The 11,906-nt window shown below is 73.4% G+C and carries 13 protein-coding genes; 8 read left to right on the top strand and 5 right to left on the bottom strand.

Annotated elements, in window-relative coordinates; all coding sequences use genetic code 11:
• Nucleotides 1-27: 27 nt before the first annotated feature.
• Nucleotides 28-294: a hypothetical protein gene (locus JFN87_RS28295; RefSeq protein WP_209344532.1), complete on the bottom strand. Its 267-nt coding sequence runs from the start codon at nt 292-294 to the stop codon at nt 28-30.
• 388 nt (nt 295-682) lie between these two features.
• Here JFN87_RS28295 and JFN87_RS28290 point away from each other — a divergent pair, with 388 nt between their 5' ends.
• Complete coding sequence (locus JFN87_RS28290) at nt 683-1,894, top strand: DUF445 domain-containing protein (RefSeq protein ID WP_372449296.1); 1,212 nt, start codon at nt 683-685, stop codon at nt 1,892-1,894.
• A 79-nt stretch (nt 1,895-1,973) separates the two neighbouring features.
• Here the strand turns inward: JFN87_RS28290 and JFN87_RS28285 are convergent, their stop codons facing one another.
• The 3 genes from JFN87_RS28285 to JFN87_RS28275 all read right to left on the bottom strand — a co-directional run bounded on the left by JFN87_RS28285 (nt 1,974) and on the right by JFN87_RS28275 (nt 4,159).
• A complete protein-coding gene (locus JFN87_RS28285; RefSeq protein ID WP_245182132.1) occupies nt 1,974-2,291 on the bottom strand; it encodes a hypothetical protein in 318 nt (105 codons plus the stop codon).
• Nucleotides 2,292-2,376: 85 nt separating this feature from the next.
• Nucleotides 2,377-3,141 (bottom strand): histidine phosphatase family protein, encoded by a 765-nt coding sequence (locus JFN87_RS28280; protein ID WP_209344528.1) that lies wholly within the window; start codon nt 3,139-3,141, stop codon nt 2,377-2,379.
• Nucleotides 3,142-3,145: 4 nt separating this feature from the next.
• Nucleotides 3,146-4,159, bottom strand: a complete 1,014-nt coding sequence (locus tag JFN87_RS28275; protein WP_209344526.1) for an SEC-C domain-containing protein — start codon at nt 4,157-4,159, stop codon at nt 3,146-3,148.
• A gap of 106 nt (nt 4,160-4,265) precedes the next feature.
• Here JFN87_RS28275 and JFN87_RS28270 point away from each other — a divergent pair, with 106 nt between their 5' ends.
• The 3 genes from JFN87_RS28270 to JFN87_RS28260 all read left to right on the top strand — a co-directional run bounded on the left by JFN87_RS28270 (nt 4,266) and on the right by JFN87_RS28260 (nt 6,966).
• Nucleotides 4,266-4,484: a DUF3311 domain-containing protein gene (locus tag JFN87_RS28270; protein ID WP_307865619.1), complete on the top strand. Its 219-nt coding sequence runs from the start codon at nt 4,266-4,268 to the stop codon at nt 4,482-4,484.
• Nucleotides 4,481-5,992: a sodium:solute symporter family protein gene (locus JFN87_RS28265; protein WP_209344524.1), complete on the top strand. Its 1,512-nt coding sequence runs from the start codon at nt 4,481-4,483 to the stop codon at nt 5,990-5,992. The genes JFN87_RS28270 and JFN87_RS28265 overlap by 4 nt, the downstream gene beginning before the upstream one ends.
• A gap of 116 nt (nt 5,993-6,108) precedes the next feature.
• A complete protein-coding gene (locus JFN87_RS28260) occupies nt 6,109-6,966 on the top strand; it encodes a fumarylacetoacetate hydrolase family protein (protein ID WP_209344534.1) in 858 nt (285 codons plus the stop codon).
• A 30-nt stretch (nt 6,967-6,996) separates the two neighbouring features.
• Here the strand turns inward: JFN87_RS28260 and JFN87_RS28255 are convergent, their stop codons facing one another.
• Nucleotides 6,997-8,112: a Gfo/Idh/MocA family oxidoreductase gene (locus JFN87_RS28255; protein ID WP_209344522.1), complete on the bottom strand. Its 1,116-nt coding sequence runs from the start codon at nt 8,110-8,112 to the stop codon at nt 6,997-6,999.
• 185 nt (nt 8,113-8,297) lie between these two features.
• Here JFN87_RS28255 and JFN87_RS28250 point away from each other — a divergent pair, with 185 nt between their 5' ends.
• The 4 genes from JFN87_RS28250 to JFN87_RS28235 all read left to right on the top strand — a co-directional run bounded on the left by JFN87_RS28250 (nt 8,298) and on the right by JFN87_RS28235 (nt 11,864).
• Nucleotides 8,298-9,080: a hypothetical protein gene (locus JFN87_RS28250; RefSeq protein ID WP_209344520.1), complete on the top strand. Its 783-nt coding sequence runs from the start codon at nt 8,298-8,300 to the stop codon at nt 9,078-9,080.
• A gap of 64 nt (nt 9,081-9,144) precedes the next feature.
• Entirely contained in the window at nt 9,145-9,936 is a 792-nt protein-coding gene (locus tag JFN87_RS28245) for a GntR family transcriptional regulator (RefSeq protein WP_209344518.1), read from the top strand.
• A 138-nt stretch (nt 9,937-10,074) separates the two neighbouring features.
• Nucleotides 10,075-11,205: a TIGR03364 family FAD-dependent oxidoreductase gene (locus tag JFN87_RS28240; RefSeq protein ID WP_209344516.1), complete on the top strand. Its 1,131-nt coding sequence runs from the start codon at nt 10,075-10,077 to the stop codon at nt 11,203-11,205.
• Nucleotides 11,199-11,864 carry an HAD family hydrolase gene (locus JFN87_RS28235; RefSeq protein ID WP_209344514.1) on the top strand — a complete coding sequence of 222 codons (666 nt, stop codon included), beginning with the start codon at nt 11,199-11,201 and terminating at the stop codon, nt 11,862-11,864. Before JFN87_RS28240 ends, JFN87_RS28235 begins: the two co-directional genes overlap by 7 nt.
• Nucleotides 11,865-11,906: the final 42 nt, after the last annotated feature.

Here is an 11,906-nt window from a genome sequence, read left to right as displayed (position 1 = left end):
AATGGTAGGTGCATCGGAGCCTGGAGTTCAGGCGTGCGCTCTTCCGATCTCGGCGACCGGCGCCGCCTCGTGCGCGCCCGCGCGGCCCTGGGCGTCGCCGCCCCGGCCGTCGGCGGTGACGCCGTCCCCGCTGCCGTCACCGCTCCCGTCGCCCTTGCCGCTCCCGAGGAGGCTCCCGGCGACGTCGTCGGCAAGACCCTTGCCGGGGCCCAGGCCGGCGAGGACGCCGGCGCACACCAGGGCCACGACCGCGATCATGGCTCCGAAAAGGGCCAGGGCACGCTGTCTTGTCATGTCCCGGTTTCACCTCACCTTTCTGTACAAACATCATCCGCCACGGCGGGGGAACTTGGCACACGCCCGGGGAGTCACCTCTCAAGAGGGACAATGCGCACAGGAGGTTCCCTGGCAGGCGGCTCACTGCGAGTCGCACGGCGGTCGCGGACGGGTGGAGTGAATGGAACACGGTGAAGCGGGACGCGGGGACGGGGAACGCTCCGCGCAGGAGACGAATGCCACCGACGTGGACGCCGAAACGGCCACGGCGTCCACGCGCACGGAGCAGCACCACGCGAACACACCGGGCAACCCCCCGCCCGCCCGGTCACGTTCCACCGGGTCAGGACTTCCCTCCTTCTCGTACACCGCCGCCGACGAGGAGAAGCGCCGCGGCGTGCGGCGCATGAAGACGACCGCCACCACCCTGCTCGTCCTCGTCGCCGGCGTCTACGCGCTCGCCACCTGGGCCGGGCACACCGGCGCCGGCGCCTGGAGCGGCTACGTCGCCGCCGCGGCCGAGGCCGGAATGGTCGGCGCGCTCGCCGACTGGTTCGCCGTGACGGCCCTGTTCCGCCATCCCCTCGGCATCCCCATCCCGCACACGGCGATCATCCCGAACAAGAAGGACCAGCTCGGCGCCTCCCTGGCCCAGTTCGTGGGGGAGAACTTCCTCTCCGCCGACGTCGTGCGCGCCCGACTGCGTGCCCTCGCCATCGGCCGCCGCGTCGGCGCCTGGCTGGCCGAGCCGGAACACGCCGACCGCGTCACCGCCGAGCTGGCCACCGCCCTGCGCGGCGCGATCACCGTCCTGCGGGACTCCGACGTGCAGGCGGTCGTCGGCGAGGCGATCACCCGGCGCGCCGACGCCGCCGAGATCGCGCCCGGTATCGGCAAGACCCTCGACAAGGTCGTCGCCGACGGCGCGCACCACCGGGCCGTCGACCTCATCTGCGTCCGCGGCCGCGAGTGGCTCGTCGCCCACGAGGACTCGGTGATGGACGCCGTCCAGGGCGGCGCGCCCGGCTGGACGCCCCGCTTCGTCGACCGCCGCATCGGCGACCGCGTCTACAAGGAGCTGCTGCGCTTCGTCACGGAGATGCGGGACATGCCGTCCCACCCCGCGCGCGGCGCGATCGACCGCTTCCTCAAGGACTTCGCCTCCGACCTCCAGTCGGACACGCAGACCAGGAACAAGGTCGAACGGATGAAGTCGGACCTGATCGCGCGCCCCGAGGTCCAGGACATCATCGCCTCGGCCTGGTCGTCCGTGCGAGCCATGATCATCTCCGCCGCGGAGGACGACCACAGCGAACTGCGTCTGCGTGCCCGCGCCTCGCTGCTCGGCCTCGGCCGCAGGCTCGCCACCGACGACCGCCTCCAGGCCAAGCTGGAGGGCTGGATCGAGGACGCCGCGTCCTACGTGGTGTCCACGTACAGGAGCGAGATCACGTCCCTGATCACGGACACCGTGAAGAGCTGGGACGCGGACGACACCTCGAAGAAGATCGAGGCGCACATCGGCCGCGACCTGCAGTTCATCAGGATCAACGGCACGGTGGTGGGCGCGCTGGCCGGTGTGCTGATCTACACCGTCTCGCACGCGCTCGGCGGCTGACCGCCGCGTGCGCGGGCGGCCGGCCCGGCGCGGACGGTCAGCGCGACGCGTTCAGCGCCAGGCGGTCAGCGCGACGCGTTCAGCGCCGCGTCACCGCGTACGAGGCGGCCGCCATCCCGCCCGCGACCGAGAAGACGGACGGCCAGGCGCCCATCTTCTTGGCCAGCGGGTGCGAGCCGCCGAACGCCGCCAGGTACGCCGCGCCGAGACCGGCCGCCGCCTTCGTGCCCGAGGCCTGCCGCCACTGCCACGCCGCCGCCGTGCCCGCCGCGAGGAGCACGGCCCCGCCCAGCTGCCGCTTCTTCGTCCACCGGGCGACGGCGAACCCGCCGACCAGCCCGCCCGCGGCCGCGGCCGCCGCCGGCGCAGCCGCCGGGATCCTCGCCAAAGCTGCCAACTTCGCCACTTCTGCCGTCCTCGCTGACGCGCCGCCGGCACGACGCCGGCCGGCGACCGATCTTCACACTTCGAACATGACGAGCCTAACCAAGCGCGCCGGGCTCCCGGTCGCCGCCCGTCCCCGTGAGGTGGCTGAGGTGGCTCACGCTCGCGAACTCCACGAGCCGGGCGGGAGCGCCGCCCGGCCCCAGGTCCTCCCACCACGACACCGAGGCGTTCGGCACGGGCACGTCATCGGGAACCGGGTCGCCGATCCCCGCCAGCACGTGCCGGACGGCGACCACCACCGAGTCGTGCGCGACGAGCAGGACGTGCTCCTCGGCGCCGCCCGAGCGAAGTTCCGTGAGGAAGTCGCGCACGCGCAGGGTCACATCGGCGAGTGACTCGCCGCCGGGCGGCCGGTAGAACCACTCACCGAGCCGCTTGCGGCGCGCCGCCTCCTCCGGGGCCCGGGCCCGCAGCGCGGGCGGCGGCAGCAGCTCGAGCACGCCCATCTCCCGGTCACGCAGCCGCTCGTCCACCGTGAACGCGGGGAGCGTGTGTCCCGACTCCCTGGCCACGGCGGCCATCGCGTCCCACGTCTGCCGCGCCCGCAGGTAGGGGGAGCAGACGACGAGATCTGGCCGCCCCTCGGGACTCCCGTCCGCCAGCCGTCGCCCCAGCGCCTCCGCCTCGCGCATGCCGCGCGGGGACAGCGGCACCTGGGCGTCGCTGCCGCCCACGATCAGCTCGGAGTCCTCCGCGGCCACCGCACGGCCGAACACGACATTGGCCGCGCTCTCGCCGTGGCGTACCGCGGTGAGCCTGCCGAGCGTCCCCTTCGCACCCCCGCCCGCGGGCTCGGACACGCGGTCAGGCCGCCCCGTGGCACTGCCGGTACGGCGCGCCCGAGCCGCACCAGCAGCCGGCGTTGCGCGGCGGCGGCCAGGGGAGGGCGCGGCCGCGTGCCGCCAGGGTGGTCGCGTAGAGGGGCAGCAGCGCGGTGGCCGTCGGGGGCGCGGCCTCCGAGGCCGCGAACGCCTCGTAGGAGGGGACGGTGCCCGTGACGACGCCCAGGTTCGGTGTGCCCGCGGCGGCGAGTTCGCGCAGCGCGGTCTCGACGCGGGCCAGGTGCGCCTCGTGGGAGTGGTACTCCTCGGCGAGCGGGGGGTACGCGGCGATCAGCTCGCCGAGTTCCCCCTCGGGCCAGTGCAGCACGGCGACGGGGAAGGGGCGGGACAGCGCGGTGCGGTACGAGCCCAGTTCGGCTCGCAGGCGGTTGATCTCGGCCTGGAGCTCTTCCGGGTTGTCGGAGCCGAGGGCCCACAGGCGCTTGGGGTCATGCAGCTCGTCCAGCGGGACGGACGCCGGGTTGACCTGGTCGGCGAGCGAGTCCCACGCGTCGTGTTCGAGACCGAGCAGGCGGCGGGTGCGGTGGCGGCCGATCAGGAGGGCGTGGGTCGCGTACGGGACCTCCTCGCCCGGCGTGAGGAGCAGGTTCAGCGCGGCGGTGAAGGTGTCGTGGGCCGCCTCGGGCTCGTCGTGCCGTTCCAGCGTCTCCGCGATGATCTCCCAGGGCGCCGGTTCGAGCGGCGATGCCAGCCGGACGCCGTCGATGATCGTGCGTGCCTCGGGCTCGTGGCCGAACTCCCACAGGTTGGCCGCCTTGAGAGCCTTCACCAGCTGGGGGTGGTCGGTGCCCGGGTGGTCGGGGCCCGTCGACAGCAACTGGTCGTAGAGGCCGGAGGCCCGGTCTCTGGCGCCGGCCAGTTCGAGATGGGCCGCCGCCTGGAGAAGCAGGGGCTCTTGGTCCTCCGGGTACCGGGCCGCGGTGCGCAGCAGGCGCTCGGCTTCCGTGGTGTGGTCGGCAGGCATGTCGGGGCGCATGGCCACACCGTACTGCGGTCACCCGGGTCGGGCATGGGAGGAGGGGCGGCGCGGATCCGCCGTCTCCGCCGTCTCCCGCTCCGGCACCAGGCCGTAAGGTCTCCGGGTGCTTCGACAACGGCCGCATCTGCTCTGGCTCCTCGTGCCCTTCGTGCTCTTCCTCGTCGCCCTGCCCTGGGTGAACCGGGTCCATCCCGTGGTCGTGGGCCTGCCGTTCCTCACGTTCTGGATGCTGGCCTCGACCCTGGTCACGCCCTTCGCGGTGTGGGCCGCCTACCGCGGGGACCGCAGGCTCGCCGCGAAGGGACGGGGTGAGGGCCGGTGAACGCGGCCGTTGCGACGTCCGTCTTCGGCGCGTTCATGGCGGTGACCGTCGTGCTCGGGCTGCTCGCCGTGCGCGGCCGCGGCGGTGGCGGCGGGGGCATCACGGAGTGGTCCGTGGGCGGCCGCGGCCTGGGCACCGTCTTCATCTGGGTGCTGATGGCCGGCGAGGGCTACACCAGCTTCAGCTACCTCGGCGGCGCGGGCTGGGGCTACGACTTCGGGGCGCCCGTGCTCTACGTCGTCGCCTACCTGTCGTGCGGCTACGCCGTCGGGTACGTCGTCGGGCCCATGCTCTGGTCGTACGCGCGCCGCCACGGCCTGGTCTCCATCACCGACATGGTCACGCACCGTTACGGGCGGCCGTGGCTCGGGGCGCTGACCGCCGTGCTGGCGACGGTGTTCCTGCTGCCGTACATCCAGTTGCAGATCACCGGCATGGGCGTGGTCGTGTCGACCATCTCCTACGGCACGATCAGCCTGAACTGGGCGTACTTCATCGCCTTCGCCGTCACCACCGCCTTCGTCGTCGTCAGCGGCCTGCGCGGCAGCGCCTGGGTGTCCGTCCTGAAGGACCTGCTGGTCATCGGCACGCTGATCTTCCTCATCGCGTACGTGCCGCTGCACTACTTCGGCGGGTACGGCGACTTCCTGCACCGCGTCGTGCATGAGAAGACGGCCTGGCTGACCCTGCCCGGCCACGGCCACAGCGGCATGGGCACAGGATGGTTCATCTCCACCTCCGTGATGAACGCGCTGACGATCGTCATCTTCCCGACCACCGTCGCCGGCTACCTCGGCGCCCGCAGCGCCGGCACCCTGCGGCGCAACGCCGTCTTCCTGCCGGCGTACAACGTGCTGCTGTTCGTGCCGATGCTGCTGGGTCTCGCCGCCGCGTTCGTCGTACCGGGACTGACGGGATCCGACACCAACCTGGCGCTGTTCAAGCTCGTCGTGGACGCGCTGCCCGCCTGGGCCGTCGGCGTCGTCGGGGTCGCGGCCGCCCTCTCCTCGATCGTGCCCATGGCCGTGTTCATGCTGGTCATCGGCACGATGTGGGGCCGCAGCGTGCTGTCGCTCGTGCCGCGGCTGAGCGGCGACGCCCGGCAGAAGGCCGCCGCCCAGTGCGTCGTCGTCATCGCGGGAGCGCTGGCGCTCGTGCTGACGTACGCGGCACCCGGCACGCTCGTGCGGCTGTCGCTCATCAGCTACGAGGGGATGGCGCAGCTGCTGCCGATGCTCCTGCTCGGGCTCGTGTGGCGGCGCCTCACGACGGTCGCAGCGCTGAGCGGCCTGGCGGTCGGCGTGGCCCTGGTGTGCACGCTGGTCTTCGGCGGGCACGACCCCGTGTGGGGCGTGAACGCGGGGATCGTGGCCCTCGCCGCCAACCTGCTCGTCGCGCTCGCCGTGACGTACGCGGGCGTCGGCACGGCCCGCGAACGTGCCGACACACGGCCCGACGAGGAGGTACTCGCGGACGACGCCCTGCGCGACGATCCCGCGCCCGCCTGAGCGGACGTGGTGCCCGCTGGGCGAGAAGGGTCTTGCCGGGAGATCAGGTGTACGGCGAGTATCGATCGCCGGAACTCGACAAGTTCGACCAGCTCGACCAGAGGGAGCCAGGGACCATGAAGTTGCTGCGTGTCGGTACACCGGGTGCGGAGCGCCCCGCGCTGCTCGACGAGGACGGTACGACGCTGCGCGACCTGTCGGGGATCGTCACCGACATCGACGGCGCGCTGCTCGCCGACGACGCCGCCCTCGAACGTGTCAGGGCGGCCGCGGCGGCCGGTGAGCTGCCGGTGCTCGAAGCCGGGCAGCGCGTCGGGGCCCCGCTCGCCCGGGTCGGCAAGGTCGTCTGCATCGGGCTGAACTACCACGACCACGCGCGGGAGACGAACGCGCAGGCGCCGTCCGAGCCGATCATCTTCTTCAAGGCGGCGGACACGGTCGTCGGCCCCGACGACACGGTGCTCATCCCGCGGGGGAGCGTGAAGACCGACTGGGAGATCGAGCTCGCCGTCGTCATCGGGCGCACGGCGCGCTACCTGGACTCCCAGGAGGAGGCGCTCGCGCACGTCGGCGCGTACGCCGTCTCCAACGACGTCTCGGAGCGCGCGTTCCAGCTGGAGCGGGGCGGCCAGTGGGACAAGGGGAAGAACTGCGAGACGTTCAACCCGCTCGGCCCCTGGCTCGTGACGTCCGACGAGGTGCCCGACCCGCAGGCCCTGGCGATGCGGCTCAGCGTCAACGGCGAGACCAAGCAGGACGGCACCACCGCCGACATGATCTTCCCCGTCGCGGAGATCGTGCGGTACGTCAGCCAGTTCATGACGCTCTACCCGGGGGACGTCATCAACACCGGCACGCCCGCGGGCGTGGCGATGGGCAGGCCCGAGCCCAAGCCCTACCTGCGCGCGGGTGACGTGATGGAGCTGGAGATCGAGGGCCTCGGCACCCAGCGCCAGCAGCTCAAGGACGCCTGACGCGGCACACGCTCAGGCCCTCTCCGGTGTCTACCGCGTCTCCCGCGTCTCCCGCGTCGTTTCAAGCTCCACGGTGACGCCCTCGCGCGCCGAGCGGCGTGCTGCCTCCAGGACGTCGAGTGCGGCCGCCGCCTGGCGTGCCGTGACCGGCGGTGCCGTGCCGTCCCGCAGCGCCGCCGCGATCGCCGCGTAGTAGGCGGGGTAGTCGCCGGGGAGCGTGGGCACCGGCGTGCCGCCGCCCGTCAGCGGCGACTCGCCGGCGCCGAGCCTGCCCCACAGCGACTCGGGCTCGACGCCCCACGGCTCGCCGCCGGTGCCGGGCCGCCTGCCGTCGCGCAGGTCCGCCTCCTGCGGGTCGAGGCCGTACTTCACGTAGCCCGCCGCCGACCCCAGGACGCGGAAGCGGGGGCCGAGCTGGGCGGTGATCGCGCTGACGTGGAGGTGGGAGCGGACCCCGCTCGCGTGCGTCAGGGCGAAGAACGTGTCGTCGTCGGCCTCGGCGCCCTCGCGGCGCACGTCGGCCTCCGCGTACACGCGCGTCACCGGGCCGAACAGCGTGAGGGCCTGGTCGACCACATGGCTGCCCAGGTCGTACAGCAGCCCGCCGAACTCCTCAGGCGCGCCGGACTCGCGCCAGCCGCCCTTCAGCCGGGGGCGCCACCGCTCGAAGCGCGACTCGAAGCGCAGCACGTCGCCGAACTCGCCCGCGTCGAGGAGGCTCCGCAGGGTGAGGAAGTCGTTGTCCCAGCGGCGGTTCTGGAAGACCGAGAGCAGCAGGCCGCGCTCCTCGGCCAGGCCGGCGAGGACCCTGGCCTCGGCCGCCGTGCCCGCCACGGGCTTGTCGACGACGACCGCGAGACCGGATTCCAGGGCGGCCGTGGCGATCGGGACGTGGGTCTTGTTGGGCGACGCGACGACGACCAGGTCAAGCGCGTCCGCCCGCTCCCACAGCTCGTCGGGGGAGGCCGCGAACCGCACGGAGGGGTACGCGGCGCGCGCCTGCCCGCGGCGCTCCTCGCTCGAGGTGACGACGGTGTCGAGGACGAGGCCGTCGGTGGCGGCGATCAGCGGCGCGTGGAAGACGGAGCCCGCGAGGCCGTACCCCACGAGTCCCACCCTGAGGGGACGGTCGGCTGTGCCAGTCATGGCGCAACTTAAGCAAGGCGGGTGGTGAAGCGCAAAGCCGCGCACCGTCCTGAACGCGGGCGGCAAGCCTGTTCGTATGACTTTCGGTGCGCTGGAGGTCGTGGCGGCCGGGACCGGCGGTGTCCGCGTGGGAGTGTCGGCCTCCGCTCGCCGACCGCCCGCGAACAGCAGAGGTGTCACCCGCCATGCGACCGCGTCACGCCGCCGCCCTGTCCCTCGGCCTCCTCCTCGCCGCGGCCGTCCCGCTCCCGGCCGCCGCGGCGGCGGTCCTGCCGTCCGCTCCGTCCGCCTCCCGGCCTGCTCGGGCCGCTGTCCCGCGCGGCCCGGTGCCTGCGTGCGGCGACAAGGCCGGGCACGACTTCCCGATCCGCACGCGGCTGCACGGCGGCCCCGGCACCTACCGCGCGGGCGGTGACGCGGCGACCTGGTCCGTGGACCTGACGAACACCACGCACCGCACGTGCCGGAACGTGCACCCGGTCATCGTCATCGCCGGGCGCGGACGCGACCTCACGGCGGCGCAGGTGAGCCTGCGCCTCGCCGACGAACACGGGCGGCTGCGCGCGGTGCCCCTGCACACCACGGACGAGGACGAGATCATCGGCGTCTTCGACAAGGACACCACCGGTTTCACCGTCCCGGCCGGCGCGACCGTCACCGTCGCCGCGAGCCTCGCCTTCGCGGCGGGCGCGCCGACGGACCGGATCACCGTCAGCGCGGCGGCCGTCCAGCGCCAGGGCGGCGACGGCGGCTGGGTCGGACAGTCGGCGCCGTACCGCTTCGACGTGGTGGACGGCGGCGGGACCACCGGCGACGGCACGGGGATCGGCGCGCTGCCCCTCGTCCCGCAGCTGGCCGCGACCGGCACCGCCGGGGTCGTCGCCCGGACGACGCTGGCCGTCGGGCTGATCGCGGCGGGCGCCGGGACCGTCGTCCTGGTGGAGCGGCGGCGTTCCCGCAAGCCCTGAGCGCCACGCCTCAGCGCCTCGCCCCAGCGCCCCACGCCCTGGCGCCGCGTGCGAACATGCCCGCGTGGATCACTCCCCGGGCCACCCCCACCCCCACCCACACCCGCAGGCCCCCGGTGCGCCCGTGCGCGCGGGCGTGCCCGAACACGGCCGCGTGCCCAAGTACTACATGGTCAAGACCCGGATCGCCGCTCTCGTCGAGGAGCTTGGCGAGGGCGCGGTGCTGCCCACGGAGCGTGACCTCGCCACGCGGTACGAGGTGGCGCGGGAGACGGTGCGCCAGGCGCTGCGCGAACTCATCCTTGAGGGGAGGCTGCGGCGGCAGGGCAGGGGGACGGTCGTCGCGGGCCCGAAGCTTGAGCAGCCGCTCTCGCTCGCCAGCTACACGGAGGGCGTGCGGCTCCAGGGCCACACGCCCGGGCGGCGCCTCGTCTCGCTCGAACGCGTCCCGTGCACCCCGGCGCTGGCAGCCGCGACGGGCGCCGCCGAGGGGGAGCCGGTGTGGCACATGGAGCGTGTGCTGCTCGCCGACGACGAGCGGGTCGGCCTCGAGAGCACGTACGTGTCGGTGGCGCGAGCGCCCGCACTGGACGGCGACTTCGACCCGGACTCGTCGTTCTACGCCTACCTGCGCGAGCGGCTCGGCGTCTCCTTCGGCGAGGCGGACGAGCGGATCGAGACGGTGCTCGCGACGCCACGCGAGGCGCTGCTGATCGGCACGCCGCCGGCGCTGCCGATGCTGCTGCTGCACCGCGCGTCGAAGGACGCGGACGGGCGGCCGCTGGAGCGGGTGCGGACGCTGTTCAGAGGGGACAGGTTCAGTTTCACGGCACGCCTGGACGGCGGGAAGCGCTGAAAGGCGGACGTATCAGGTCAAAGAAGTCGACTTACGATATCGAAATGGTAACGGGTCTAGTCCATGGGTACGTGGACGGACCACCATCTGAGGCCCGGGGACCATCAGCGAACACCGCGTCCGAGGAGCGTCTGGAACGTGAGAGTCATCGTCGTAGGAGGCGGCGTGCTGGGCACGATGCACGCCTGGCAGGCGACGGCCCGTGGCCACGAGGTCGTGCAGATCGAGCGTGAACCGGAGGCGCGCGGCGCGTCGCTGCGCAACTTCGGCCAGATCTGGGTCAGCGGCCGGGCGGGTGGTCAGGAGCTGGAAACGGCCCTGCGCGCACGCGAGTTGTGGGAGGAGATCGGGGGCCGGGTGCCGGGGCTCGGGTTCCGCGCCAACGGCTCGCTCACACTCGTGCGCACGGAGCGTGAGCTCGCGGTCGCCGCCGCGGCCACCGAGCGCGCCGACGCCGCCGCGCGCGGGTACGAGCTGCTCACACCGGACGAGGCGCGCGGGATCAACCCCGCGCTGCGCGGTGACTTCACGGCCGCGCTGTGGTGTGCCCGGGATGCGGCGGTCGAGCCGCGCGTCGCCCAACTCGCCTTGCGTGAGGTGCTGTCGGCGACCGGGCGGTACACCTTCCTCGGCGGCCGCGAGGCCCGCGACGTGACGCCGGCGGCCGGCGGCGCCTCCGTGCGCGACGACCACGGCGACACGCACACCGCGGACGCCGTCGTGGTGTGCACGGGCGCCTGGCTGGGCGGCCTCGTCCGCGAGCTCGCACCCGAACTGCCCGTCCGGCGGGTGCGGTTGCAGATGATGCAGACCGAGCCGCTCGGCGAGGCGTTGCCGACCTCCGTCGCCGACGCCGACAGCTTCCGCTACTACCCGGCGTACGGGGGCGACGCGCTGAGCGCGTTGGTGCAGGGCCAGCCGCAGGCGCCGGTCGCCGCCGAGCACCGCATGCAACTGCTCATGGTGCAGCGCCTCGACGGCGGCCTGACCATCGGCGACACCCACGCCTACGACGAGCCGTTCGACTTTGACGTGCGGGAAGAGCCGTACGACCACCTCGCGGGCGTCGTCGAGGGGTTCCTCGGCAGGCCGCTGCCGCGCGTCAGGCGACGCTGGGCCGGGGTGTACGCGCAGTGCGTCGACGCGACGCGCGTGGTGCACAGGGAGCGGGTGCGCGACGGCGTGTGGCTGGTGACCGGACCCGGCGGACGCGGGATGACGTGCTCACCCGCGATCGCCGAGACGACGGCCGACGAACTGGGATGGTGAAGGAATTGACCGGTGGCACACACCACGCGGCACACCGCGGCCTCAAGCTGGTGGTCCTCGACATGGCCGGGACGACGGTCGCCGACGGCGGCCTCGTGGAGCGGGCCTTCTCCGCCGCCGCGCAGGCGCTGGGGGTGGAGGCGGGGTCCGACCGGCACGCCCGCCAACTCGCTTACGTGCGCGAGACGATGGGCGAGTCCAAGATCTCCGTGTTCCGGCACCTGTTCGGTGACGAGCGGAGTGCGCAGCGGGCGAACGCCGCCTTCGAGGAGGCGTACGGCGAACTCGTCGGCGGCGGTCTCGTGGCGCCCGTGCCCGGTGCGGCAGAAGCGATCGCCCGGCTGCGGGACGCGGGCCGCACGGTCGTCCTGACGACCGGGTTCGCGCGGGTCACCCAGGACGCGATCCTCGACGCGCTCGGCTGGCGCGACCTCGTGCCGCTCACGCTCTGCCCCGCCGACGCGGGCGGGCGCGGCCGCCCGTACCCGGACATGGTCCTCGCCGCCTTCCTGCGTACCGGCGCCGCCGACGCGGTCGACGAGGTCGCGGTCGTCGGCGACACGTCGTACGACATGGCGAGCAGTCGTTCCGTGCCGGACTGCGTGTCCAGCGCCCACAGGCAGGGCCGCGGGTCGTCGCCCGCCCTGCTGCGCAGGTAGAGGACCGTCGCTCCGTCCGGTGCGACGGTGAACTGCCCGGGG

The sequence above is a fragment of the Streptomyces montanisoli genome, assembly GCF_017813245.1.
GTDB classification, from domain to species: domain Bacteria; phylum Actinomycetota; class Actinomycetes; order Streptomycetales; family Streptomycetaceae; genus Streptomyces; species Streptomyces montanisoli.
This window is presented reverse-complemented; position numbering and strand designations above follow the sequence as displayed.

Bases quoted from the DNA above. Each gene is read 5' to 3' on its own strand.
- JFN87_RS28295 (WP_209344532.1), bottom strand. From the start codon at position 294: ATGACAAGACAGCGTGCCCTGGCCCTTTTCGGAGCCATGATCGCGGTC.
- JFN87_RS28290 (WP_372449296.1), top strand. From the start codon at position 683: ATGAAGACGACCGCCACCACCCTGCTCGTCCTCGTCGCCGGCGTCTAC.
- JFN87_RS28275 (WP_209344526.1), bottom strand. From the start codon at position 4,159: ATGCGCCCCGACATGCCTGCCGACCACACCACGGAAGCCGAGCGCCTG.
- JFN87_RS28260 (WP_209344534.1), top strand. From the start codon at position 6,109: ATGAAGTTGCTGCGTGTCGGTACACCGGGTGCGGAGCGCCCCGCGCTG.
- JFN87_RS28255 (WP_209344522.1), bottom strand. From the start codon at position 8,112: ATGACTGGCACAGCCGACCGTCCCCTCAGGGTGGGACTCGTGGGGTAC.
- JFN87_RS28250 (WP_209344520.1), top strand. From the start codon at position 8,298: ATGCGACCGCGTCACGCCGCCGCCCTGTCCCTCGGCCTCCTCCTCGCC.
- JFN87_RS28235 (WP_209344514.1), top strand. From the start codon at position 11,199: ATGGTGAAGGAATTGACCGGTGGCACACACCACGCGGCACACCGCGGC.